At 74.2% G+C, this 24,219-nt stretch carries 22 protein-coding genes; 10 read left to right on the top strand and 12 right to left on the bottom strand.

Features of this window, described 5'->3' with window-relative positions; all coding sequences use genetic code 11:
- Nucleotides 1-218: 218 nt before the first annotated feature.
- A complete protein-coding gene (gene rpmB / locus ACFYUY_RS08645) occupies nucleotides 219-455 on the bottom strand; it encodes a 50S ribosomal protein L28 (protein ID WP_387899292.1) in 237 nt (78 codons plus the stop codon).
- A gap of 269 nt (nucleotides 456-724) precedes the next feature.
- Between rpmB and ACFYUY_RS08650 the strand changes: the two genes are divergently transcribed.
- Nucleotides 725-2,095 (top strand): histidine-type phosphatase, encoded by a 1,371-nt coding sequence (locus ACFYUY_RS08650; RefSeq protein WP_387899295.1) that lies wholly within the window; start codon nucleotides 725-727, stop codon nucleotides 2,093-2,095.
- Between the two features lie 63 nt (nucleotides 2,096-2,158).
- On the opposite strand, the gene ACFYUY_RS08655 is transcribed toward ACFYUY_RS08650, so the two are convergent.
- Both ACFYUY_RS08655 and ACFYUY_RS08660 read right to left on the bottom strand, forming a co-directional pair.
- Complete coding sequence (locus ACFYUY_RS08655) at nucleotides 2,159-2,890, bottom strand: YcnI family protein (protein ID WP_360217977.1); 732 nt, start codon at nucleotides 2,888-2,890, stop codon at nucleotides 2,159-2,161.
- A gap of 137 nt (nucleotides 2,891-3,027) precedes the next feature.
- A complete protein-coding gene (locus tag ACFYUY_RS08660) occupies nucleotides 3,028-3,735 on the bottom strand; it encodes a hypothetical protein (RefSeq protein ID WP_387899298.1) in 708 nt (235 codons plus the stop codon).
- A gap of 224 nt (nucleotides 3,736-3,959) precedes the next feature.
- Here ACFYUY_RS08660 and ACFYUY_RS08665 point away from each other — a divergent pair, with 224 nt between their 5' ends.
- Genes ACFYUY_RS08665 through ACFYUY_RS08675 form a run of 3 tightly spaced genes read left to right on the top strand, consistent with a single transcriptional unit; the run spans nucleotide 3,960 to nucleotide 7,018 of the window.
- Nucleotides 3,960-5,054: an ABC transporter substrate-binding protein gene (locus tag ACFYUY_RS08665; protein ID WP_387899301.1), complete on the top strand. Its 1,095-nt coding sequence runs from the start codon at nucleotides 3,960-3,962 to the stop codon at nucleotides 5,052-5,054.
- Complete coding sequence (locus ACFYUY_RS08670; RefSeq protein ID WP_360217968.1) at nucleotides 5,055-6,119, top strand: iron ABC transporter permease; 1,065 nt, start codon at nucleotides 5,055-5,057, stop codon at nucleotides 6,117-6,119.
- The gene (locus tag ACFYUY_RS08675) at nucleotides 6,116-7,018 is read left to right on the top strand and encodes an ABC transporter ATP-binding protein (protein ID WP_387899304.1); all 903 of its coding nucleotides are present in this window, start codon (nucleotides 6,116-6,118) and stop codon (nucleotides 7,016-7,018) included. The genes ACFYUY_RS08670 and ACFYUY_RS08675 overlap by 4 nt, the downstream gene beginning before the upstream one ends.
- 87 nt (nucleotides 7,019-7,105) lie before the next feature.
- Here the strand turns inward: ACFYUY_RS08675 and ACFYUY_RS08680 are convergent, their stop codons facing one another.
- From ACFYUY_RS08680 to ACFYUY_RS08695, 4 genes are all read right to left on the bottom strand, one after another.
- Entirely contained in the window at nucleotides 7,106-8,047 is a 942-nt protein-coding gene (locus ACFYUY_RS08680; protein ID WP_360217962.1) for an isocyanide synthase family protein, read from the bottom strand.
- A 101-nt stretch (nucleotides 8,048-8,148) separates the two neighbouring features.
- Nucleotides 8,149-9,444 carry a cytochrome P450 gene (locus ACFYUY_RS08685; protein WP_360217959.1) on the bottom strand — a complete coding sequence of 432 codons (1,296 nt, stop codon included), beginning with the start codon at nucleotides 9,442-9,444 and terminating at the stop codon, nucleotides 8,149-8,151.
- 70 nt (nucleotides 9,445-9,514) lie between these two features.
- On the bottom strand, nucleotides 9,515-11,347 hold the full coding sequence (asnB, locus tag ACFYUY_RS08690; RefSeq protein ID WP_387899308.1) for an asparagine synthase (glutamine-hydrolyzing): 1,833 nt from the start codon (nucleotides 11,345-11,347) through the stop codon (nucleotides 9,515-9,517).
- A 54-nt stretch (nucleotides 11,348-11,401) separates the two neighbouring features.
- The gene (locus tag ACFYUY_RS08695; protein ID WP_387899311.1) at nucleotides 11,402-12,769 is read right to left on the bottom strand and encodes an MFS transporter; all 1,368 of its coding nucleotides are present in this window, start codon (nucleotides 12,767-12,769) and stop codon (nucleotides 11,402-11,404) included.
- 287 nt (nucleotides 12,770-13,056) lie between these two features.
- Between ACFYUY_RS08695 and tsaD the strand changes: the two genes are divergently transcribed.
- From tsaD to ACFYUY_RS08720, 5 genes are all read left to right on the top strand, one after another.
- The gene (gene tsaD, locus ACFYUY_RS08700) at nucleotides 13,057-14,124 is read left to right on the top strand and encodes a tRNA (adenosine(37)-N6)-threonylcarbamoyltransferase complex transferase subunit TsaD (RefSeq protein WP_360217951.1); all 1,068 of its coding nucleotides are present in this window, start codon (nucleotides 13,057-13,059) and stop codon (nucleotides 14,122-14,124) included.
- Nucleotides 14,125-14,273: 149 nt separating this feature from the next.
- Nucleotides 14,274-16,544 (top strand): protein kinase, encoded by a 2,271-nt coding sequence (locus ACFYUY_RS08705; protein WP_387899315.1) that lies wholly within the window; start codon nucleotides 14,274-14,276, stop codon nucleotides 16,542-16,544.
- 214 nt (nucleotides 16,545-16,758) lie between these two features.
- Nucleotides 16,759-17,664 carry an arginase family protein gene (locus ACFYUY_RS08710; RefSeq protein WP_360217945.1) on the top strand — a complete coding sequence of 302 codons (906 nt, stop codon included), beginning with the start codon at nucleotides 16,759-16,761 and terminating at the stop codon, nucleotides 17,662-17,664.
- Between the two features lie 154 nt (nucleotides 17,665-17,818).
- On the top strand, nucleotides 17,819-18,808 hold the full coding sequence (locus ACFYUY_RS08715) for an aldo/keto reductase (protein ID WP_387899320.1): 990 nt from the start codon (nucleotides 17,819-17,821) through the stop codon (nucleotides 18,806-18,808).
- Nucleotides 18,809-19,128: 320 nt separating this feature from the next.
- Entirely contained in the window at nucleotides 19,129-19,611 is a 483-nt protein-coding gene (locus ACFYUY_RS08720) for a hypothetical protein (RefSeq protein WP_387899323.1), read from the top strand.
- Nucleotides 19,612-19,738: 127 nt separating this feature from the next.
- On the opposite strand, the gene ACFYUY_RS08725 is transcribed toward ACFYUY_RS08720, so the two are convergent.
- The 5 genes from ACFYUY_RS08725 to ACFYUY_RS08745 all read right to left on the bottom strand — a co-directional run bounded on the left by ACFYUY_RS08725 (nucleotide 19,739) and on the right by ACFYUY_RS08745 (nucleotide 23,619).
- On the bottom strand, nucleotides 19,739-20,335 hold the full coding sequence (locus ACFYUY_RS08725) for an RICIN domain-containing protein (RefSeq protein ID WP_387899326.1): 597 nt from the start codon (nucleotides 20,333-20,335) through the stop codon (nucleotides 19,739-19,741).
- A 235-nt stretch (nucleotides 20,336-20,570) separates the two neighbouring features.
- Nucleotides 20,571-21,398 (bottom strand): tyrosinase family protein, encoded by an 828-nt coding sequence (locus ACFYUY_RS08730; RefSeq protein ID WP_360217937.1) that lies wholly within the window; start codon nucleotides 21,396-21,398, stop codon nucleotides 20,571-20,573.
- 50 nt (nucleotides 21,399-21,448) lie between these two features.
- Nucleotides 21,449-21,841, bottom strand: a complete 393-nt coding sequence (locus ACFYUY_RS08735) for a tyrosinase cofactor (RefSeq protein WP_387899329.1) — start codon at nucleotides 21,839-21,841, stop codon at nucleotides 21,449-21,451.
- 581 nt (nucleotides 21,842-22,422) lie between these two features.
- Nucleotides 22,423-23,001 (bottom strand): hypothetical protein, encoded by a 579-nt coding sequence (locus tag ACFYUY_RS08740; protein ID WP_360217931.1) that lies wholly within the window; start codon nucleotides 22,999-23,001, stop codon nucleotides 22,423-22,425.
- 168 nt (nucleotides 23,002-23,169) lie between these two features.
- On the bottom strand, nucleotides 23,170-23,619 hold the full coding sequence (locus ACFYUY_RS08745; protein ID WP_387899332.1) for a hypothetical protein: 450 nt from the start codon (nucleotides 23,617-23,619) through the stop codon (nucleotides 23,170-23,172).
- On the opposite strand from ACFYUY_RS08745, the gene ACFYUY_RS08750 reads away from it, so the two are divergent.
- Complete coding sequence (locus ACFYUY_RS08750; RefSeq protein ID WP_387899335.1) at nucleotides 23,612-24,049, top strand: hypothetical protein; 438 nt, start codon at nucleotides 23,612-23,614, stop codon at nucleotides 24,047-24,049. The genes ACFYUY_RS08745 and ACFYUY_RS08750 overlap by 8 nt on opposite strands.
- Nucleotides 24,050-24,219 lie beyond the last annotated feature (170 nt).

Raw genomic sequence — 24,219 nt, forward strand, 5'->3', positions numbered from 1 at the left:
ATGCGATCCGAATGTCCCCTCGGGGCCATCGGGGGTCAGGAGACGGGTTCGAGGAGGTCCCCGAAAGCGTCGGGCAGGGCCTTCCAGCTCCGCTCCCCCGCCATCAGCTCGGCGTCGGTGAGCAGGCAGGAGTCGAGGAGTCCGACGATCCCGTGGGTGTCCAGCCCCTCGGCGGTGAAGACGAGTTGCTGGACGCGGTCACCATGGGCGGCGTGCCATCAGACCTTCCCTCCTCGGGCGCGGATGCGGGCGACGGCCGCCTCGACGCCGATCGCGTCGACGGTGCGGATGCCCTTGGCGCTGAGCGTGAGCCGGACGTACCGGCCCTCTCCGGGCAGCCAGTAGCGCTTGTGCTGGATGTTGGGGTCGAACCGGCGGGGGGTGCGGCGGTGCGAGTGCGAGATCGCGTTGCCGAAACCCGGTCGGCGGCCGGTCAGTTGGCAGTGGGCGGACATCGGGGCTCCGTCCTGGGGTGGGTCGATGCGAGGGGGTCGGGCGGTCGGTGCGGCCACTCTACATGAAAATGGATGTCATTTCACAAGCCCTCGCTCACCCGCCCGGCGGCCACCAGCCCGCCCGGGCAAGCCCGTTCGACCGGCGGCAGGCGTTCAGCCGCCCGTAACCCCGGCCTTGACACGACGTCGACAGGGCTTCTCGTCACCGTGTCACCGTGCGACGGCCCGGAGCTACCGACCGGTAGACCGATCCGACCCGAAGGGCCGCCGTGAAGCGCACCGCCCCCCTGTCCGCCGTCATGGCCGTCTCCCTCGCCGCCGGCGTGCTGTTCACCGCCGGCACCGCGTCCGCGCGGGAACGGCCCGCCACGTCGCACACCGGGCACGACCTCTACGGGACCAAGACCCCCTACGCCCCGCAGGGCGGGCCGGGCCACTACCAGAAGCCGCCGAAGGGCTTCGTGCCGGTCTTCACCGAGAACGTCGCCCGCCACGGCTCCCGCGCCATGACCGACAGCGGCGACGGCGACGCCGTCCTCGCCGTCCTGCGCCGGGCGCAGGACCGGGGCGCGCTCACCGGCCTCGGTGCGCGACTGGGCCCGCAGGTGCAGTCGCTGCTGTTCGCGGCCGCCGCCCTCGGCTACGGCAACCTCTCCGCCCGCGGCGCCGAGGAGCACCGGCAGACCGCGCTGCGCATGGAGCAGCGGCTGCCGTCCCTGTTCGCGGGCATCGCCGCCCGGCACGAGCCGATCGTGGTGGAGACCTCGGGGGTGCCGCGGGCGGTGGCCAGCGCCGGTGCGTTCACGGGCGGTCTGACCTCCGGCGATCCGGCGCTCACGGGCCTGATCAAGGAGCCGGTCACCGACAAGGACCTGCTGTACTTCCACAAGCAGCCGCAGAACGCCGACTACCAGGCGTACGTGAAGGGCGATCCGGCGCTGGCCGCGGTCCTCGCGCGGATCGACGGTGACCCGCGCACGGCCGAAACGGCGCACCGGGTCGTCGCGCGCCTGTTCCGGGCGGACTTCACCGCGACGATGTCCGCCGCGGACCAGGTCTCCTTCGCCCGCTCGCTGTACCAGCTCTACGGTGCGGCGCCCGACCTCCGCACCGAGGCGCCGGACGTCGACCTCGCCCCGTTCCTGACCGACCGCGACGCCCGGTGGCTCGCCTACCTCGACGACGCCGAGGAGTTCTACCAGAAGGGCCCCGCGTTCAGCGGACGCACCATCACCTACCGGATGGCCGGGGTCCTGCTGGACGACCTCCTCGCCCGGGCCGGGGCCAAGGCCGCCGGCACCGACGGCGACGGCGCGGTGCTGCGCTTCACCCACGCCGAGGAGATCGAGCCGCTCGCCGCCCTGATGGGCCTGCCGGGCAGCACCGCGCCCGCCGACCCGGGGCAGCCCTACACCTACCGGAACAACCCCTGGCGCGGTGCGGAGGTCTCGCCGATGGCGGCCAACATCCAGTGGGACCTCTTCGCGAACACGCCCTCCGACGGCCGGCCGGCCACGCACCTGGTGCGCATGCTCTACAACGAGAAGGAGACCGCCTTCAAGGCGTCCTGCAAGCCCGTGGCCAAGGGCAGCTACTTCTACGCGCTCGACGAGCTCGAGCACTGCCTGGCCCACGGCTGACGCCCGCCCGCCGCGGGCGGCGGGCCCGGGTGAGCGCCTGGTGGGCGCCCACCCGGGGCGGGGTCAGGACCGGCGGCCGTCGCGCCGGCGCAGGCCGAGGACGCCGAAGGCCGTCCCGGCGACGCCGACGAGGATGCCGACGACGCCGAGGGTGCGGGCCGTGGTGTCGGAGGAGGACGAGGACGACGCGGCGGCCGCGGGTGCCGCCTGCGGGGCGGCCGCCGGGTGGTCGGTGTCGCCGTCGGCGGCGGCCTTGGTGAGGGTGAGGGTCGGGGCCGGGTGCTGGGGCTCGGGCTGGCCGGCCGCGCTCTCGTCGATCCAGCGGACCACGGTGCCGTCGTCGTAGGTCTGCAGGGCCTTGAAGACCACCTTGTCGGTGTCGGTGGGCAGCGCGCCGAGGGAGATCCGGAAGTCCTGGAACTGGCCGGGGGCGATCTTGGTCCCGGCGGCCGCGGTCCAGGTGACCTTCGAGACGGCCTCGGTGATCTCGTCGCCGTCGTCGGTCTTGATCGGGGTGGACAGCTTGGTCTTCTCGGTCGTGGCGGTCCAGCCGGGCAGCGGCTCGGTGGCGACCGAGGCGATCGGGTGGTCGGCCGGCAGGGTGACCTCCAGCTCGGTCGTCGCGGCGGTGTCGCTCTCGTCCGGGACGCGGAAGGCGATGGCGGTGTAACCGCCCTGGGAGGCGGTGCCGGGCTGGACGGTCACGTGCGCGAACGCGGGGGCGGCGGTGGCGAGCACGGCGGCGGTGGCCAGCGCGGCCGCGGTGGCGACGCGTCGGGAAGCGGTGGAGCGCATGGGGCGGGGTTCTCCGTCCGGGAGATGGGCACGGCGTGCACCGGCGCGGCGGAAGCCGGGCCGGGGCCGTGCGGGGAGGGGGATCGTGACGGTCGGTGCGGCGCCCTGGGCCATGAGCCGGCGGCCCTAGACACGCCCTAGACGCCGACCGTCCGTGGAGGCCCCCGGAGGACCAGGCTGTGCCGCAGGACCGCCGGCCTCGGGAGCACCTCGTCGGCGCGGCCGACCGGAGCGGCGCGGGGCGCGGTCCGCGGGCGGACGGGAGCGGCCCGACCGGCCAGCCGGGCCACGGTGTCGGAGAACCGTCGGCGCCAGCCGCGGGCCGACTCCGGCAGGGCCCGCGCCAGGTCCATCAGCCGCCACAGGAGGACCTCGACCCGGTGCAGCAGCCACCCCGTGGCGAGCGCCGCACCGGCGTGGGCGGCGAGCATGGCCGGCGAGTGCCCGAGCATCCCGGAATGGGCCGCCGTGTGCGCGGCGCCGCCGCCGGTCACCGCGGCCGGGTGGTGGACGTGCACGTGCCCGCCCGGAGCGGCGACCCTCCTGGTCCGGTCGGGCAGGGGCGCTTCCGGGGCCGCCTGCAGCCACAGGTGCAGGCCCAGCTGGCCGACCGAGAAGGCGCCCGTGATCGTGGGCAACGACCGTCGCCGCCCCGACCCGGCGGCACCGGCGAGGGCCGTGACCAGCCAGCCGAGGAGCAGCAGGCCCGGCTCCACCCGGCCACCGGCCGCGGTGTGGGCGGCCGCGGCCAGCGCGACGCTCACCGAGGCCAGCACGACCGCCCGCACCAGCCGCACATCGGCGGCGGCGGTGCGGGAGCGCGGGAGGGACGGCGGCGCGGGCATGGCCGCCCCATCATGGCAGCCCGGCCCGGGCCGGGCGGCCGTCCCCCCGAAACCCTCCCGGGGCCCCCGCAACGGCGTGCGGCATCACCACGCGGCATGGCGCCGGGGAGCGGCCCGGGAAAATCCCGGACGCACCTGGGAACTACTCCGGCGCCGGGCCCGACTACCAGAGCCGGGCCCGCAACCGTCGGCCCACTGCACCCGGATGTTCCCAGGAGAGTTCCATGCGTTCTCGTGTGTTGTGCGGCATGGCCGCCGCCGTCGCCGTCCTCGTGACGGGATGCAGCAGTGACGGAGGTGCCGGGGCCGGCGACGCGGGAGCGGCGACGTCCGCAGCTGCTTCCGGCGCCCCGTCGGCAGCGGCGTTCCCGGTCACGGCCACGGACTGTGCCGGCAGGGAGACGGTGTTCGACGCGGCGCCGAAGAGGATCGTCACCAGCAACGCCTCCGGCCTGGAGATGCTGCTGCAGCTCGGTGCGGGCGACCGGGTGATCGGCACGGGCTTCCCGCCCGGCAAGGGCACCCTGCCGGCCGGGATCGCCGACGCCGGCGCCAAGGTGCCGGTGCTCGGGGACATGGTGATCCCCAAGGAGAAGCTGCTCGGCTCCGGCGCCGACCTGTACGTGGAGACCTTCGCCGACATGGGCGGCATGGGCGGCGGGATGGGCACCACGCCGACCGACCAGGAGTATCGGGCCGCCGGGATCAAGCGGGTCTTCCTGCACTCCACCTCCTGCGCGGCCACGGCCCCGGCCGCCGTGCAGGACCTCGCCGGTGTCGAGACCGACATCAGGAGCCTCGGCAAGGTCACCGGCACCTCGGCCAAGGCCGAAGCCCTGGTCGCGGACATGGAGAAGAAGGTCGCAACGGTGCGGACCGCGCTGGCCGGGGTGCCGGCGGACAAGCGCCCCGGCTACTTCTTCTTCGACTTCGACGCCGGCACCAAGCAGCCGATGGCGGTGGGCAACCGGCAGGTCGGCAACGCCGTGATCGGCCTCGCCGGTGCCCGCAACGTGTTCGGCGACCTCGACGGCGACTTCAAGCCCGTCTCCTGGGAGGACGTCGTCGCGAAGAACCCCGACTGGATCCAGCTCGGCGTGCGCAACCGCGGCAGCGAGGCCGAGAACGGGAAGGCGTTCGACGAGGCGGAGAAGTTCCTGCGCGAGTTCCCCGCCACCAAGGGGCTCAAGGCCGTCCAGGAGGGCCGCTTCGTGCGGATCGGCTCCGAGGTGACCACCATCGCCGGCACCCGCAACGCCGACACCGTCGAGCAGATCGCACACGCCCTCTTCCCCGACCTGGTCAAGGACGCCCGGTAGATGACGGCCGCACCCGCTGCGGCGCCCGTCCGCCGGCCCGCGCGCACCGCGCGGGCCGGCGCCGTCGCGTCCGCCCTCGTCGCCGCACTGGTCCTCGCGCTCACCCTGGCCGTCTCGTTCGGTTCCGTGGACATCCCGGTCCACGAGGTGTGGACGGTGGTGGCGCACCGGATCACCGGGACGGCGCCCGAGGCCGGCACCCGGGACCTGATCGTCTGGCAGCTGCGCGTCCCCCGCGCCCTGCTCGCGGCACTCGTCGGTGCCGGACTGGGACTGGTCGGCACCGCCGTCCAGGCCCTGGTGCGCAATCCGCTGGCCGACCCCTACCTGCTGGGCATCTCCTCCGGTGCGTCGCTGGGCGCCGTCGCCGTCATCGTCCTCGGTGCCGGCACCGGCTTCGCGTTCGGCTTCGGCGTCTCCGCCGCCGCGTTCGCGGGGGCCCTGGGCTCCTTCGCCCTGGTGTGGGCGATCGCCCGGCGCGGCGGCGGCTTCGCCCCGATGCGCCTGGTGCTGGCCGGGGTGGCCATCGGGCAGTTCCTCTCCGGGTTCACCAGCTTCCTCGTCCTCCAGGCCGGGGACGACCAGCAGACCCGGGGCGTGCTGTTCTGGCTCATGGGCAGTCTCGGCGCGGCGACCTGGGACCAGCTCGCCGCCCCGGCCGCCGCCGTCGCCCTGGGCTGGCTGGCCCTCCAGGCCCGGGCCCGGCACCTCAACGCCCTGCTGATGGGCGACGAGACCGCCGCCGGACTCGGCGTCGACACCGCCCGGCTGCGCCGCGAGCTGTTCGCCGTCACCAGCCTGCTGACCGGGGTGCTGGTCGCGGTCTCGGGCGCGATCGGCTTCGTCGGCCTGCTGGTCCCGCACGTGTGCCGGCTCGTCGTGGGCGGCGACCACCGCCGGCTGCTGCCGCTGTCCGCGCTGACCGGTGCCGTCCTGCTGGTCGCGGTGGACACCGTCGCCCGCAACGCCCTGGACACCCAGGAGCTGCCGATCGGCGTCGTCACCGCGGTCGTCGGCGCGCCCGTCCTGCTGTACCTGCTCGACCGACGGCTGGAGCGCGGATGAGGATCACCATCGAGCAGGTCACCGTCGCCCTCGGGGGCCGGGACGTGCTCTCCGACGTCGGACTGATCGCCGCCGAGGGCGAGATCGCGGGGCTGGTCGGGCCGAACGGCAGCGGCAAGTCCACCCTGCTGCGCACCGTCTACCGGCACCTGCGTCCGCGGGCCGGCCGGGTGCTGCTGGCCTCGCGCGACGTGCGCTCACTGGCCCCGGCCGAGGCCGCCCGGCACGTCGCGGCGCTGCCCCAGGAGCGCGGCTCGGACTTCGAGTTCAGCGTCCGCGAGGTCGTGGCGATGGGCCGGACCCCGTACAAGCGGGCCTTCGCCGGGGACGACGAGCGGGACCGGGCCGCGGTCGCCGAGGCGCTGGAGCAGGTCGGCCTCGGGGCGTACGCGGACCGCCGGTTCGCGCAGCTGTCCGGCGGGGAGCGGCAGCGGGTGCTGCTGGCGCGGGCGTTCGCGCAGCAGCCGGACGTGCTGGTGCTGGACGAACCGACCAACCACCTCGACGTCCGGCACCAGGTGGAGCTGCTGGCCGTGCTGCGCGCGCAGCGCCGCACCACGCTGATCTCGCTGCACGACCTGAACGCCGCGGCCTCGCTCTGCGACCGGCTGCACGTCCTGCACCGGGGTGCGCTGGTGGCCTCCGGCACGCCGCGGGAGGTGCTGACGCCCGAGCTGCTGGCGGAGGTGTTCGGCGTGCGGGCGGCCGTGGTGGAGCATCCGCTGACCGGTGATCCGCTGATCGCCTTCGACCACCGGCAGCCCGCCCCGGCGACGCGCGCGGAGGCGTCCACCGGTGGGACCGCCGGGGAGACGTCCACCGGTGGGACCGCCGGGGAGACGTCCACCGGTGGGACCGCCGGGGAGGCCTCCGCCGGGGAGCGGACCGTCCCCGTGTAGTGTCGCCGGACCGCCGCCCCCGGGCTCCCGTCGGGAGCCCGGGGGCGGTCGTGCGTCGGGCGCCGGCCGCGCCCGGCCGACGGATGGTCAGGACTCCTCGAAGTGGCTGGGCCGCCCGGCCCGCAGCACCAGGCTGCCCTGCTGCTCGGCGTCGGCCCGGCGCATCAACCGCCAGCTGCCGTCCGCGCGGTGCAGGACGGTGGAGTGCCACGGGGTGGTCCAGGCGTCCGGGGCGTCGAGCAGACGGATGCCGAACTTGGCGGCACCGCGCGGCTGCGGGTGGATGGACAGGCGGACGGTGCGGGGGTGGTGCTCGGCGATGAGGTCGCCCCAGGCGCGGCTGCGCTGGATGACCCCGTACGCGCGGCGGCGGCACTCCCGTTGGAGGGCCGATCTGGTGCCGGTGAAGTCCACGGTGTCCTCGGTGAGGAAGCGGGTGATGCCCCGGTAGAGGGCGAGGGTGTGTCCGTCGCGCTTCACCTCGGCGCGCAGGTCCTCGACGGTGGGCGCGTACGCGGCGTGCACCCGGGCGCGCTTCTCGTCGTACGGGAGGTCGCCGAGCACGTCGCGCAGGTCGAAGACGGAGAGGCTGGTCAGTCCCTCGCGGCGGATCATGGCGGCGAGTTCGTCGGAGTAGGCGTCGATGTGCGGATCGGGGACGCGGATCAGGTCGCCGAAGATGTGCCCGTCGGAGCAGATCTCCATCCGGGCGCCGGGCTCGTACACCTCGCCGACCGCCCGGCAGAGGTCGTCGAGGAAGGTGAGCGAGAGCCGCTCGCCCTCGTCGGGGAGGTGTCCGAGGACCTTGGCGGGGCTGGGCGACTTGCAGGGGAAGCCGGGCAGGGTGAAGACGATCCGGTCCCCCGCCTCGACGAACTCGGCCAGTTGCCGGAGCTGTTCGGGGAAGTCGTCGGCTCCGGCCGCAGCGGCGGTGTCGGTGGCTCGGCGGTGGGGCAGCAGCAGGTCCAGGACGGCGGCGCAGGTCTGCCGGACGGATCTGGAGGTACCCAGAACGGACGGGGTGGGCATGCGTCTCCTCCGTGAGGGCATGGCGGGGCGGCGGCCCGGCGCCCGTTCCCCCGGTGGGGCGGGTGCCGGGCCGCCCTGGCGGGCGGGGCGGGAGCGGGGTGTCAGGTGGTCGGGCGGGTGTGGAGCGGGGTGCGCCGGTCGTAGGCGACCGGGAGCCGGTTGACGCCGCGGGCGAGGACGGCCGGGATCCAGGTGAGGTCGTCGAGGGGTTCGGCGGGCCGCAGTCCGGGCAGCCGGGCGAGCAGGGTGGCGAGGGCGGTCTGCAGTTCGGCCCGGGCCAGCGCGGCACCGGGGCAGAAGTGGACGCCGTGGCCGAAGGCCAGGTGGGAGTTCGGGCTGCGTTCGAGGTCGAGCGTGTCGGCGTCGGGGAACTGCCCGCCGTCCCGGTTGGCCGCGCAGAGCGAGACGATCACCGAGTCGCCGGCCGGGATGCGGGTGCCGTGCAGGTCGCTGTCCTCGGCGAAGAACCGCCAGGTGGTGAGCTCGAAGGCGCTGTCGTAGCGCAGCAGTTCCTCGACCGCGCGGGGCAGCAGGGCGGGGTCGTCGCGCAGCCGCTCCAGCTGGTCGGGGTGGCGGAGCAGGGTGATCAGCATGGTGGTGATCTGGTTGGTGACGGGCTCCTGGCCGGCGACCAGGAGCTGGAAGATCATCGAGTCCAGTTCCTCCCGGGTGAGCTCCCCCTCGTCCCGGGCGGTGACCAGGCGGGAGAGCAGGTCCTCCTCCCGGTGCGCGCGCTTGTGGGCGACGACCTCGGCGATGTACGTCTGCAGGCCGAGCAGCCGCGCCTCGTAGGCGGGCCGGCCCGGGTCCTGGGGCCCGACGGGCTGGACGACCTTGCCCCAGTCCCGGTCGAAGCGGGCGGCCAGCTCCGGCGGGAGGCCGATGACCTCCGCCAGGACCCGGAAGGGGAAGTGCGCCGCGAAGCCGGCCACCAGGTCCGCACCGCCCTCGGCGGGCAGCCCGTCCACGAGGGCGTCGGCGAGCTCCTGGAACCGCGGGCGCAGCGACTCCACCCGGCGCGGCGCGAAGGCGTCCAGGACGAGGCGGCGCATCCGGGTGTGCTCCGGCGGGTCCTGGTGCAGCAGGTGGGCCTGGAGCTGGGAGTGCTGGGGCTCGGGCATGATCGAGGCGAGGGCGCGCCAGTCGTCGTTGCCGAGCGCGTGGTTCTTTCCCAGGCGCGGGTCGTTGAGCGCCTGGTGGGCGGCCTCGTAGCCGGTGACCAGCCAGGCGGCGATGCCGGAGGGGAAGCGGACCCGGTGGACGGGGGCGGTGTCGCGCATCCGGCGGTAGAGGTCGTACGGGTCGGTCTTGTAGGCGGAGCCGTACAGCGGGATCGGCTCGCCGGCGGTGGCTCCGGTGACGGGGCAGCGGGCCCCGGTGCGGTCGGGGGTGGTCATGTCCGGTTCCTTCGGGCACATGGCGGTCGGGGTGGGGCGACGGGGGTGCGGCGGAGGTGGGGCCGCCGGGTCAGAGGGCCAGGGCGGGGCGGTGGTGGTCGAGCCAGAGCGCGAGGTCCACGACCCGTTCCAGCCGGAGCCGGTGGCCCCACTGCAGGCGGTCGGCCGGGGTGTCGAGGGTGGCCCTGACGACCGTCTCGTCCGCGATCTCCCGCACGTGGGGTGCGTCCAGCGCCTCCAGGGCGAGCCGCTGGAGGCCGGCGTTGTAGTCGGCGTGGTGGGTGGCCGGGTAGTGGTTCTTGGGCCGCCACAGCACGGAGTCCGGGGCGATGCCCCGGCCGGCGTCGCGCAGCAGGCTCTTCTCGCGCCCGTCGTGGTTCTTCATCGCCCAGGGGGTGTTGAAGGCGTACTCGACGAGGCGGTGGTCGCAGTACGGCACCCGGACCTCCAGGCCCCGGGCCATCGAGAGGCGGTCCTTGCGGTGCAGCAGCTGGCGCAGCCACCGGGTGAGCGAGAGGTGCTGCATCTCGCGCTGCCGGTGCTCGACGGGCGTCTCGTCGTCGAGGTGCGGGACGCCCGCCAGGGCGGTGCGGTAGGTGTCCTCGCGGAAGTCGCGGATGCGCAGGTCGGCGGCGAGCTCGGGGTGGAGCGGCATGGCGGCCTCGTCGCCGGTGACGAGCAGCCAGGGGAAGGTCCGCGCGGCGAGGGCCTTCGGGTCGTGGAACCACGGGTAGCCGCCGAAGACCTCGTCCGCGGCCTCACCGGACAGGGCGACGGTGGAGTGCCTGCGGATCTCGCCGAACAGCAGGTGGAGCGAGGTGTCCATGTCGCCGACGCCGATCGGCGAGTCCCGGGCGACGACGACGGCCCGCCGGTTCTCCGGGTCGAGCAGGGTCCGCGGGTCGAGGACCACGGTGGAGTGGTCCGTGCCGATGAAGGCGCCGGCCTCGGTGGCGAAGGGCGTGTCGTGGCCGGTGCGCAGCACGTCGCCGGTGAACCGCTCGGCCTGGTCGCTGTAGTCGACGGCGTAGGAGCGGAGCCTCGCCCCGGGGCCGTCGGTGCGGCGGAGTTCGTCGGCGATCAGGGCGGTGACGACGGTGGAGTCCAGGCCGCCGGAGAGCAGGCTGCAGAGCGGGACGTCCGCCTCCAGCTGGGTGCGGGCGGCGCGGTCGACCAGCTCGCCGACGCGCTCCTGCGTGGCGGCCAGGTCGTCGGTGTGCGGGCGTGCGGTCAGCTGCCAGTAGCGGCGCTCGCGGACGCCGTCCCGGTCGAGGACGAGCAGTCCGCCGGGCTCCACCTCCCGGACCCCGGCCCAGACGGTGGGGCCGGTGTTGAACAGCAGGCTGTACGCCTCGCGCAGGCCGTCGGCGTCCACGGTGGGGGTGAGCTCGGGATGGGCGAACAGGGCCTTGGGCTCCGAGCCGAAGGCCAGCCCGCCGTCGACGGCCGCCCAGAACAGCGGCTTCACGCCGAGCCGGTCACGGACCAGCAGCAGGCGCTGCTCGCGTTCGTCCCAGACGGCGAAGGCGTACATGCCCTCCAGGTGGTCGACCAGGGCGTCGCCCCACTCCAGGTAGGCGCGCAGCACCACCTCGGTGTCGCTGCGCGTCCCGAATCGGTGGCCCCTGCTTCTGAGCCGCTCGCGCAGCTCGTGGTGGTTGTAGACCTCGCCGCTGTAGGTGAGCACCACCCGCGGCCGGTCGGGCCGGTCCGCCATCGGCTGGGCGCCGCCCTCGGGGTCGAGCACGGCGAGGCGCCGGTGGCCGAGCGCGGCGTGGGCGCCGAGCCAGACACCCCCGGCGTCCGGCCCGCGCAGGGCCATGGTCTCGGTCATCGCCTCGATGACGGGGGCACTGTGCCGAACGTCCTGGTGGAAGGACGCCCAGCCGGTGATTCCGCACATGCGCATGCTCCAGTGGTGTGAACGGTGGTGGCGGGAGGGGGAGGTGGGGCGGGATCAGGCCGCCCGGGCGACGGCGGGGCGGCCGTGCCGCGCCAGCAGCGGCACGGCGAGGCAGCTGCCGGCGGCGGCGAGGCCGAGGCCGAGGTGCAGGCCGCCCGCACCGGAGCCGCCGAGGCTCCAGGCGGCGGTGGCCAGGGCCGGGCCGAGGGTGAAGCCGAGGCTGCGGGCGAGCTGCACGGTGGAGGCGGCGGTGGCCACCGTCGCCGGGGTGGCGGAGGTCATCACCATGGCCTGGGTCGGGCCGCCGTACAGGCCCATGCCGGTTCCGGCGAGGGCGAGGCGCCAGGCGACGTCCGGCAGGGTCCAGGTGTCACCGAGCGGGGCGAGCAGCAGGAAGCCGAGCGCGGTGAGCGCGGCGCCGGCGGTCGCGGTGGGCCGGGCGCCGTAGCGGTCGGCGAGCCGGCCGCCGAGCGGTCCGGCGATCCCCATGGCGAGGGGGAAGCACAGGATGGTCAGGCCGGTGGCGGTGGCGCCGGCGGCCTCGTCGCGCTGCAGGTGCAGGGCGAGCAGGTAGTGCACGGCGGCGAAGGCCCCGGCGACGGCCAGCACCGCGGTGTTGAGGCCGGCCGTCCGGTTCTCCCGCAGCACCGACCTGACGGGCTGTCCGCCGGCCCGCCGCAGCCACAGCGCGGTCAGCGGGACGGCCGGGGCGCCCAGCAGCAGCCAGCCGGGGGCGTCCGCGGTCAGGGTGAGCCCGAGGAGGACGGCGCAGACGGCGCCGCCGATGAGCGCCGCGTCGGTGACCTCCGCCCGGTCCGGCCGCGCCAGGGCGCCTCCCCGGGGCAGGTGCCGGCGGGCGACGAGCCAGGCGGCCAGGCAGACCGGCAGCTTCACCAGGAAGACCGCCCGCCAGCCAAGGTGGTCGACGATCAGCCCGCCCAGGGCCGGGCCGGTGACCGCACCGAGCGGCCCCAGCGTGGCCGGCACGCTCATCGCACGGCCCCGCAGCCCGGGCCGCACCGACCGCATCGCCAGCACCGGCATCAGGACGAACAGCACCGCACCGAAGGCCCCCTGGACCATCCGGGCCGCGATCAGCGCACCCGCCCACGGCGCGGCCGCGGCCGCGGCGCTGCCCAGCGCGAACCCGCCGAGGGCGGTCAGCAGCGCCGGGCGGGTGCCGACCGCGCCCAGCCACCGACCGGCCGGCAGGAGCAGCGCCACCAGGGGGAGCTGGTACCCGAGGGCGGCCCACTGGGCGGTCTGCGCGGACACCCGCAAGCCCCCGGCGATGTCCGCGAGGGCGATGTTGACGATGTTCATGTCGAGCATCGCCACGAACGACAGCATCCCCGCGACCGCCACCAGGCTCCAGCGGTCCGTGACCGCCGCCGGCGCCTCCCGGCCCGTCACCGCGCTCACAGCGCGCACCCCCGGCCGACGCGTCCCGGCCGACGCGACGAGCAGCTCCTGGGCCGCATGCTCCGCCCTCCTCCCGTAGCGGACACCGTCGGCGACGGCACCCGGCACAGGAGTCGGGCCGGAACCCCGGGAAGTTCCGAACACCTGGATGAATCTTCGCCGGGCGGGCGCAGGGCCCCTGAGCTGCGCGTCCCACCCCCGGCACGGTGGTCGCCGGCGGGCGCTCGCCTATCCTTGTTGCCAGTTATTCGCAAATACTGAACTTAGGCAACAAGGAGTCGTGGGTGATGGCGGGATCGCCGGTGGTGCTCGGGATCGAATCGTCGTGCGACGAGACCGGCGCCGGGCTGGTGCGCGACGGCGTCCTGCTGGGGCACGCGGTGGCGTCCAGCATGGACGAACACGCGCGGTTCGGCGGCGTGGTGCCCGAGATCGCCGCCCGGGCCCACGTCCACGCCATGGCCCCGGTCGTCGACGAGGCCCTGACCCGGGCCGGACTCACCCTGGCCGACGTCGGCGCCGTCGCCGTGACCGCCGGCCCGGGCCTGTCCGGCGCCCTGCAGGTCGGCGTCGCCGCCGCCAAGGGCTACGCCTTCTCGCTCGGCGTCCCGCTGTACGGCGTCCACCACCTCGCCGGCCACGTCGCCGCCGCCACCCTCGACGGCGGGCCGCTGCCCGACCCGTGCATCGTCCTGATCGTCTCCGGCGGGCACACCTCGCTGCTGCTGGTGCGCGACCTGGCGCGCGACCCGATCGTCCACCTCGGCGACACCCTGGACGACGCCGCCGGCGAGTGCTTCGACAAGGTCGCCCGCATCCTCCACCTGCCCTACCCCGGCGGGCCCGCCATCGACCGGGCCGCCCGCGACGGCGACCCGAAGGCCGTCCGCCTGCCCCGCCCGCTGAGCGGGCCGAACGACCCCCCGTACGCGTTCTCCTTCTCCGGCCTCAAGACCGCCGCCGCCCGCTGGGTGGAGGCCCAGCGTGCCGCCGGCACCGAGCCGCACGTCCCCGACGCCGCCGCCGCACTGCAGGAGGCGATCGCCGACACCCTCACCCGCAAGGCCGTCCGGGCCTGCACCGACCACGGCATCGACACCCTGGTCGTGGTCGGCGGGGTCGCCGCCAACTCCCGGATCCGCGCCCTGACCGAACGGCGCTGCGCCTCCGCCGGCATCACGCTGCGCGTCCCGGCGCTGCGGCTCTGCACCGACAACGGCGCCATGATCGCCGCCATCGGCGACCTGCTCGTCCGCGCGGGTGCCGCACCCGCCCCGATGAACCTCTCCGTCGACCCCTCGGCTCCGCTGGAGTACGCCGCCCTCACCCCCGTCGCCGCCACCCGCGCGGCCTGAGGGGCGCCGAGGCCCGCATCGACGACGCCGGAGGCCGCAGGAGCACGCACTGCGACCTGCGCCGCCGCGCCAGGATGTGAGATGCTCGCGCCAAGGCAGGCAACAGGGGCGCGTACGCCCGGAGTTGCCACATACGTCGGAGGGGGCCGATGGAGCCGTTGGGGGACGCGGACCGGCTCACCGTCGGTCCGTACCGGGTCGTGGCAGAGTTGGGGCGCGGCGGCATGGGGCGCGTGCTGCTGGGCGTCGCACCGGACGGGCGCCTGGTCGCGGTCAAGGTCGTGCGCTCACAGTTCGTGGAGGACGGCGGATTCCGTGCGCGCTTCCGCCGCGAGGTGGAGACGTCCCGGCGGGTGTCCGGCGCGTACACGGCGGCCGTGCTCGATGCCGACGCGGACGCGCCGCTGCCGTGGCTGGCCTCGGTCTTCGTGCCCGGCCCGGCCCTGAGCGACTCCGTGGAGCGGGCCGGTCCGCTGCCGGCCGAGGCGGTGGTGCGCCTGGCCGCCGGGCTGGCCGCCGCGCTGGGCGGGATCCACCGGGCCGGGCTCATCCACCGCGACCTCAAGCCGTCCAACGTCCTGCTCGCCGCCGACGGGCCCCGGGTCATCGACTTCGGGATCGCCCGGGCCACCGACAGCGAGGGCGGCACCGAGATCACCCACACCGGCTGGCTCGTCGGTTCCCCCGCCTTCATGTCCCCCGAGCAGGCCGAAGGAGGTGAACTCACCCCGGCCAGCGACGTGTTCTCGCTCGGTGCGGTGCTGGTCCAGGCGTGCACCGGCCGCAGCCCGTTCACCGGCACCTCCGCACCGCAGACGCTCTACAACGTGGTCCACACCCGACCCGACCTCTCCGCCGTCCCGGAGGAGCTGCGCGAGCTCGTCGCGCGGTGCCTGTCCAAGGACCCGAAGCTGCGGCCCACGCCCGCGGGGATCGCGCACGAACTCGGGCCGCTGGCCCCGGCCGTACGGCCGTGGCCGGCCGCCGTGCACGCCCTGATCGACGAGCAGCAGGCCGCCGTCACCCGCCTCCTCGGCCTGACCGAGGGCGCCGGCCGGCTGGTGGCGTCCGACACCGGGACGATCGTCCTGACCGGACACGTCGCGAACGAGGACCTGCCGACCAGGACCGCGCTCCCGGTGCCGACCGGGCCCGCCGGGCCGGAACGACCGGTCCCGACGCCCGGTGCGGCGGATCCACCGGCGGCCGAGGGATCCGACGTGGATCCGGCGCGGCGCCGGCGCCCGAGTCGGCGAACGGTGCTGTTCGCCGTGCTCGGCGCGGGTGCCGCCGCGGCGACGGCCGTGCCGCTCGCACTCGACCGGACCTCGGGCTCCCCGACCGCGGGCGGTCCGCAGACGCTCCCGCCGCCGACGACCTCGCCGAACACGTCGTCGGCGGCCCCGGTCGGACCGAGCCCGTCGCCCACGCCCGCGGCCACCCCGACGTCTCCCGGTACTCCGTCGGAACCCGCCTTCAGGGTCTCCCCCAAGTGGCGCACCCGGCAGACCGCCCTGGACTACAGCCCGGACGGCACGCTCCTCGCGGTGGGCGACCACGGCAGCGGCCTGACGTTGTGGAACAGCCCCGGCCTGGACGTCGCGGCCGACCTCGGCACCTCGGCCGTGCCGGGCATCGACGGCAACCTCACCTTCGCCGTGAAGTTCAGCCCGGACGGCTCGCTGCTCGCCAGCGTCGACGACTTCGCGACGATCACGCTGTGGGACACGGCGTCCCGGAAGAAGGCGGCCACCCTCCAGGGCGACCGGAACCAGAAGAAGGCCGGATACGCGAACCTCGCGTACAGCCCGGACGGCAGGACCCTGGCGTACAGCGCCAACCGCGTGATCACCGTGTGGGACGTCGGGAGCCGCACCCTGGTCACCACCATCACCAATCCGATCGAGCACCCGGCGTTCGAGGCGGACGGGGAAGTGTTGTGCATGGCCTTCGCCCGGGACGGCCGCACCGTCGTCGCCACGACCGGCCAGGACCGGCAGAGCCTGCTGCGCTTCTGGGACGCCCGCCAGGGAAGGCTCCTCGCAACGGTGGAGAACGCCGGGGACGGTGCGATCGCCCTCGCGGTCAGTCCGGACGGCAAGGTCCTCGCCACCGCCTCCCGGGGAGAGGTGAAGGTGTGGGACATCACCACCCGCGCGGTGGTCGAGACGCTACCCTTCCCCTCCAACCCGGTGTCCGCCCTGGCGTTCAGCCCGGACGGCGGCCTGCTCGCGGGCGCCGAGCAGGACGGACGGGTGCGGGTCTGGTCCACGGCCACCTGGAACCCCGTCCGCGGACTCGACGAGGCGAACGCCCTCACCCCCAGGCCCTTCATGCCGGAGCACCTCGTCTTCAGCCCCGACAGCAGGTTCCTGGTGGGATGCTTCGACGCCTACCTGGCGCTCTGGAAGGTCGGTTGAGCCTGCGGGACGGGTAACCGCGGGCCCGGTACCCGCGGGACGCCCTACCGGTGCGGGTGGCCGAGCCGGCGGGTCGCGGCCCGCTCCACAGCTGCCGCGCCCCCACGGCCCGGCGGACCGCGATGCCGCCCTTCTCCACGGGCGGCATCGCCGCTCCCCCGTGGCCGGGAGCAGCCCGCTCGCGCCCGTCCGGACGGACGGCGATGATGGGTGGATGCGACGGGATCTCGTCGTGGTCGGCGCACCGACCAGTGCGGGCAGCTACGCGCCCGGCCAGGAGGCCGCACCACGGGTGTTGCGCGAGCTGGGCCTGGTCGAACGCCTGAGCGCGGCGGGCCGCCGGGTGCGGGACGCCGGGGACGGGCCGCTGCACGTGTGGGCCCCGGACCGGCAGCACCCGCGGGCCCAGAACCTCGCGGCGGTGGTCCGGGCCGTCGAGGCCGTCGCCGACCACGTCGCCGCGGCGCTGGACGAGGACGCGGACGTCCTGGTCATCGGCGGCAACTGCACCGTCGCCCTGGGCGTGATGGCCGCTCTCACGGCACGCGACCCGGACGCCGGCCTGCTCTACATCGACCGGCACTTCGACCTCAACACCCCGGCGAGCACCCGCGAGGGCGCCCTCGACTGGATGGGCCTCGCCCACGGGCTGGACCTGCCCGGAGCCGCGGAGCCGCTGGCGGCCGCGTTCGCCCGTCGCCCCCTGCTCACCCCGGACCGGCTCCACCTCCTCGGCATCGACCCCCAGGCCGCGACCTCCTGGGAACGCGAGCAGGCACGGGCCCTGGGCCTGCGCTGGGGCTCGCACACCGACCTCGCCACCGCGCCGGGCACCGAGGTGACCCGGGCCCTCGGTACGCTCCCCGCCGGCCCCCTGGCCGTGCACGTCGACGTCGACGTCCTGGACTTCACCGACGCGCCGCTCGCCGAGAGCACCGACGGCCGCAACAGCGGCCCGACGCTCGACGCCCTGTCCGAAGCACTGGACACCGCCTGCCGGGACCCGCGCTTCCGGGCGCTGTCGATCTGCGAGCTCAACCCCTCCCGCGCCGCCGGAGACCCCGCCGTCCTCGACCGGTTCACGGAGTGCCTCCGACGCGCCCTGCGCGCGACCCCGTGAACCGCGGCCGGGACATCGGGTACCGCCTCCGGGCCCCCGCGGCCCCGGCACCGTAGGGTCCTCTCCGAGGAGACGGGCCCGACCGGTCACCCGGACCGGGGCGCCGGAAGGCGCCGGGCCCCGGGACGATCGAGACGAAGGGCTGGCACGCCACATGCAACAGCGCAGTCTGCGGGACCTCCAGGTATCGGCCATCGGCCTCGGATGCATGGGGATGTCCGCCTTCTACGGCACCACCGACCAGGCCGAGGGCGTCGCGACCATCCGGCGCGCCCTGGACCTGGGCATCACGTTCCTCGACACGGCGCAGGTCTACGGGCCGCTCACCAACGAGTCCCTGGTCGGCGAGGCCGTCCGGGGGCACCGCGACGAGTACGTGATCGCCACGAAGTTCAACTACCGCATGGACGGCGCCGTTCCCGGCGACATGTCGACCGTGGGCCGCCAGGACGGCTCGGCCGAGCACGTCCGCGGTTCCGTGCACGGCTCGCTGAAGCGGCTCGGCACCGACCGCATCGACCTGTACTACCAGCACCGGGTCGACCCGGCCGTGCCCATCGAGGAGACCGTCGGCGCGCTCGGCGAACTCGTCGCCGAGGGGAAGGTGCGGCACATCGGGCTGAGCGAGGCGAGCGGCGACACCATCCGCCGCGCCCACGCCGTCCACCCGATCACCGCCGTCCAGAGCGAGTACTCGCTCTGGACCCGGGACGTGGAGGCCGAGGTGCTCCCCACCTGCCGGGAGCTGGGAATCGGCTTCGTGCCGTACTCCCCGCTCGGCCGCGGCTTCCTCGCGGGCCGCTTCAGCTCCCCGGACGAACTCGACGAGGGCGACTTCCGCCGCACCAACCCGCGCTTCACGGAGGCCAATCTGGCGGCCAACCTCCGGCTCGCCGGGAAGGTGAAGGAGATCGCCGCGGAGAAGGACGTGACACCGGCCCAGCTGGCGATCGCCTGGGTGCTGGCCCGCGGCGAGCACCTCGTGCCGATCCCGGGCACCAAGCGCCGCACCTACCTGGAGCAGAACGCGGGCGCCGTCGACGTCGAGTTGACCGATCAGGACCTGGCCCGCATCGAGGCCGAACTGCCCGAGGTGTCCGGCGAGCGCTACGACGAGGACGGGATGCGGGCGGTGAACCGCTGAACGACCGCCGCCGACCGACCGCGGACGACCCGCGGGACGGCGTTTCGACGCGCTGAGGGCCGCTGCCCGTCACGCGAAATTCACAGGCGGGGGTCTACTCGCATAGACACCGGTCGGGCATCCTGGGGCGGTGCCGGCGCCCGGCGGCGCCGCGCTGATCGGCCGGCCCTCGCGCCGGAGCACCACCGCGTCACAGCACTGCGTACGACCCACTCGTCCGGGCCGGTTTCCGCGGGCCCGGCACCGGCTTCCCGTCCTGCCGCCGAGGCCTGACGGCACGGCGGGGAGCCGAGTCCGAGGCACACCATCCTCACCGGGAGATGCAGTTGAAGCCACGCACCGCAGCCACCCTCGTCGCCCTGACCGTGGCCGGCCTCGCCGTCTCGGCCCCCACGGCCGGTGCCAGCGGCACCAAGCTGTCCCAGTCGGCGGCCGCCGCCCAGCTCAGCGGCGCCGGCGTCACGTGGAGCTCCAGCGGGGGCTGCACCACCAGGTCCAACTCCACCTGCACCTCGTTCGAGCAGATCAACTCGGGCACGGTGAGCGCCGTCATCACCCTCAAGCGGGCCAGCGGCTGCGCCATCAACATCACCGGCGGGACGGAGGTGGGCCACGCCTCCGGCACCTACAGCCACTACAACGGCTACAAGGTCGACATCGCCCGCAACTCCTGCATCGACGGCTACGTCCAGAACAGCTTCACCTACATCGGCCTCCGGGGTGACGGCTACCCGCAGTGGAAGGCCGCATCCGGCAACCTGTACTGCAACGAGGGCACCCACTGGGACGTCCTCGTCTACTGACGCCCGCCGGGTGCCGGCTCCCCGACGGGGCGCCGGCACCGGGGCGGCCGAGCCGGCTCGCGAGCCGCACGGGGCGGCGGCCCCGCACCCCCCGACGAGGGTGCGGGGCCGCGGACATGACGCACGATCAGCCGTAGAACCGCCAGATGTGGTCGTCGTAGCCCTCGTACACGCCACCTTGCCACGAGCTGTCGTAGCAGGGGTACGCCGTCAGGGGCAGGTCGTCGGCCCGGTCGCTCCCGTCTCCGGCCCAGCCGGCGACGTCCAGGCAGAGGCCGCTCTTGTAGTTGACGATCTCGTAGCCCCCGTTGCCGACGACGTCGACGAGGTACCACTCCTGGTTGTCGGTCGCGGGGTCGGAGGCGCAGGTGTAGACGGCCACCGGGGCACCGGCCGGGGCCGCGCCGTAGTCGGGCAGGTCGAGGCAGTAGCCGCTCTTGTCGTTGGCGAACTGGTACAGGGCGCGGCCGTCGACGGTCCGGGTCCGCTCCAGCCGCCACATCTGGTTGTCGTCGCGGCCGGGCCGGCAGGGGTACTGACTGACGCGGGTGTCCACCGGGTTCCAGCCGTAACCCGGCAGGTCGGCGCACTTCATCGTGGTGACGTTCATGAGCGAGATCGTCTGCAGGTACGTGGCCGCGTGTGCGTCGGACGCGAAGGACAGCGGGAGCAGCGCCGCGACACCGGCGGCGGCCAGGAAGCGGGCGATTCTGGGCCTGGGCATGAGGACTCCCCCATCATGGGTGGTTCGGGCGGGAATTCCGTGCGTGGGTCGCCCGGCTCCGACGGAGCCGCGATCGGGCACGAGGATAGGGGGACCGGATCCCGTGCGAACCGTCGATGGTCCGACTACGGCCGAAAATGACCGCGCGGCCGAAATGCGTCCAATGGTCCAGACCACCCGGGTCGGGGGTCGGGGCGGTGGCCACTGCCCCGACCCCCGACCCGGGCCGGCCGGATCAGTACGCGGTGTCGTACGTGTAGAACTTGGTGTGGTCCAGCAGGTCGGCCGGGGTGACGTCGTTCCACGGCTTCATGCTGTCGTTCAGGGCGACCACGTTCCTGGTGCGGCGGACGGGCTGGTAGCCCTCGCCCGGGTGGCGGCTCTGCCAGCCGGCCCAGAGGCGGTCGATCATGCAGTGGTGCATCCAGAACACCGGGTCGTTGGGCGACATCCCGGTGCTCATGGTGCCGCCGACCCAGACGTGCACCCGGTTGTGCACGTTGACGCCCGTCCAGCCCTCCAGGTTGTTGCGGAAGCCGGCGCTGGAGCTGTTGAACGGCGCGGCGTCGTACGTGGCCATCCCCAGCACGGCGTCCACGTCGGCCCTGGTCGGCAGGCCCTGACCGCTCTGGCCCAGCCGGCGGATCAGGTAGTTGCGGGAGTCGGGCCTGACGGTGAGCGTCCAGTTGCCGGAGCTCTGCGCGAACGGGCCCGTGGTCACCCGGCCGTCGGTGGCGCCGCCGCCCCCGCCGAGGAAGTCCGGGCCCCAGAGGGAGGAGTCCGGGGTGCGGTCGGTGGTCCAGTCCCAGTACGGCAGCGTGACGGTGGCGTCGATCGCCTGCAGCGCCCGCTCGAAGCGCAGCAGGAAGCTGCGGTGCCAGGGCAGGAAGGACGGCGAGCGGTGACCGGTGCGCTCGGTGGTGTCGGTGTCACTCATGATGAAGTCGTTGTGCGTGCTGACGAACGCGTCGTAGGCGCCGCGGCGCTTGAGTTCCAGGACGGCGTTGACGAAGGCGCGCTTCTCCGCGGCCGTCATGGTCGCCTGGTTCTTGCGGACTGCCATGGTTCTTCCTTCGAGGGTGGTCTGTGCGGAGGCCGTTGTGCGGTCCGGAGTCAGGCGGCGATCGGGGCCAGGTCGGCGCCGTCCAGGGAGTTCACGGCGGCCCGGACCAGCGCCCGCGGCGTGGTGAAGGTCTCGTAGTGGTTGATGACGCTGATCCAGGTGCCGTCCGCGTTGCGCATCATGTGCAGCTCCCGGCCGTCGATCAGCACCATGTAGCCGCTCATCGCGTGGTGGCCGTCGCCGGACATCGGCATGCCCTGGATGCGGCGGCCGCGGAAGACCTCGTCGAAGCTCTCGCCGCCCGCCGTGTCGGCGCCGACGGCGGGGGTCGCGGTGGGGCCGGTGAGGCCCAGGACGACCGTGCCCGCGGCGACGGCGGTCGCGACGACGGCGCCTTGCAGCATCCGTCGGCGGGTGAGGTCGGTGGTGGTGCTTTCGGACATGGCAATGCCCCCCAGGTGGAATGTGTGAAGACCTTTCGGTGCCCCCCGTTCTTCGCGGACCGGTCGGCGACGTCGACTGCCCGGCGCGTCGTCGGCGCTGGTCAGGACGTCCGGTGGCGATCGGCCCGCTCGGAATCATTCCTACCAGTCGTGGGCGAACAGCCCCGATTCGTGATCGGAATGAGGAGCGAAAGTGATCGGTTCAAGCCGGTCACGTGAAAGTCGTTGCATCTTCTACATCAGCCAGAGATTCGGTCCGCCGGGATTCCTGCACGCGGAAACCGAAGATCCTTCGCCCGGACGACCCCGCGCCGCAGAACCTGCGGCCTTGACGCGCCCTTTGTGACCGTCGCTACACGAACAGGATGACGCGATGCCGACAGGTGGTCACACCGCCTCCGCGGCGGTGACGACGGGGAGCCCGGAGTGGTCGCTGATCCCGCCGGTCCGCGGGTCCATCCACATCCGCTGCTGTTCACCGTCCTGGAAGGCGGCCCTGGAATCGTGCCGCTCGGATCGCTCACGACCCTCGAACGTCCGGTGGTACGGGCACGAGGTGGTCCACGGGCACGCAGGGCGGGTCAGGCCGGCCTGCCGCCGTCCGGGTCGTCGCCGTGGACCGGGGCCGGTGAGCCGGGCGGGGGCGGGATGCGGGCCAGGAGTTCACCGGCGGCCCGGGTCAGGTGTGCGGCGATCTCCTCCGCGGGCGCCTGCGATCCGGCCCGGCCCAGGTGGACCGCCACCGCGTCGACCACGGGTGCCAGCTCCTCGCACGACCCGTAGACCTCGGCCACGTTCTCGACGATGAGCAAGGCCCCCTCGACGGGGTCGAGCCACCCGCCGGCGATCTCGGCGGCCCACCACCGGGCGAGCGCCAGCCGGCCCTGCCAGTAGTCCCCGGCGCCCTCGGGCGGCCGGAAGCCGAACCCGAGCTCGTCCATCACCCGGTCGAACAGCCCCGGGGCCTGGTCCTCCTCACCGCTGAGCAGCCAGGCGAGCAACCACAGCGACGGGGTGTCCACGCCCGCGGACAGGGCGCGGACAGCGGCCTGGATCAGCGACTCCGGCTCGGCGTACCGGCCGTCGACCCACGCGTGGGCGATCCCCCGCAGCTCCTGCACCGCCCCGGCCGCCGTCCCGGGGGTTCCGCTCGTCGTCATGGCGGCATCCTGCCCGCCACCGCCCGCCGCCCACCAGCGGACATCCCCGGCCGCGGCGCGTGCAAAGCGCACCGGCCGTGGCCGGGCCGTCCCGTCGGCGGCCCCGAGGCGCCGAGACGGGCCCGGCTCCGCCCGGAGCCGGGCCCCATCGGGCGTCCGGGGTTACGGCTACTTGCGGGTGTTCTTGACGTTGGGTTGGGTCTTCTGGTTGTAGATCTCCTTGCCGTTGGCGTCGTAGGCGTGGACGTAGGGGGCCGGGGGGAAGGACTTGCGGTCGGGGCCGGTGGTGACGGCCGCCGCGTAGGCGAACGCGCCGCCCGCCATGACGGCCGGGTACTGCTTCGGGTCGTCGCCGTAGCTGATGGTGACCTTGGCGACGTCGGGCGTGTAGTGCCCGGCGCCCAGCGAGAGGTGCTGCCCGGCGCCGGTCGGTGTGCTGAAGCTGTCGAAGAACTCGATCAGGTGGCCGGCGCCCCACAGGCGGTCGTTGATGAACGTCGCGGGGACGGACATGCTGGTGCCCTTGTTGCCCTTCGACTCGCACTGCACGTACTGGCCGGCGGAGTCGACGGCGATCACGACACCGTCGGTGTCCGTCGAGGCGACGGGAGTGCGCACCGCGATCACCGCGTGGTACTTCGACGCCTCCGAGCCCAGGCACGAACCCAGGATCCGGGCGACGGCCCCGGCATCGATCGGAGTCGTCGCCGTACTGGTGACGGCGGGCGCAGCCGGGGCGGCCGTCGCGCCGGTTGCGGCTGAGGCGCCGGCCGAGGGGCTACCGGAGACCGAAGGGCCGGCCGAGGGGCTGCCGGAGACCGAGGCGCCGGCGGAGGGGCTGCCGGAGGCAGTGGGGGCCGCGGAGGCCGGCGCGCCGGAGGGCTCGATGTGCGCCGTGGAGGTGGGCGCGGGGGTACCGGTTGCGGCGGTGGCCATTCCCCCCGCGGTCGCGATGACTGCGGCGGTGACTACTGCGGCGGTGGCTGCGATAGGCACGATCGGGCGGATGCGCATGAATCCGTGTCCTTTCCTGCGGGCGTCCGGTTGATGCCCGGCACCCCTGTACGCCTCCTGACGCCCGGCAGGTCGCACTCCGCACACGTGATCCAGGTCATAGTTCGTGGGCGCAACCCCGCAACGGCGCTCGTGCGTACAGGGCGGGAGGCTCCACCCAGGACGCACGGCTCCACCGCCGCGGCCGAGGACCGCCTCCTCGCG

The organism is Kitasatospora sp. NPDC004745 (assembly GCF_042873275.1).
Lineage (GTDB): Bacteria > Actinomycetota > Actinomycetes > Streptomycetales > Streptomycetaceae > Kitasatospora.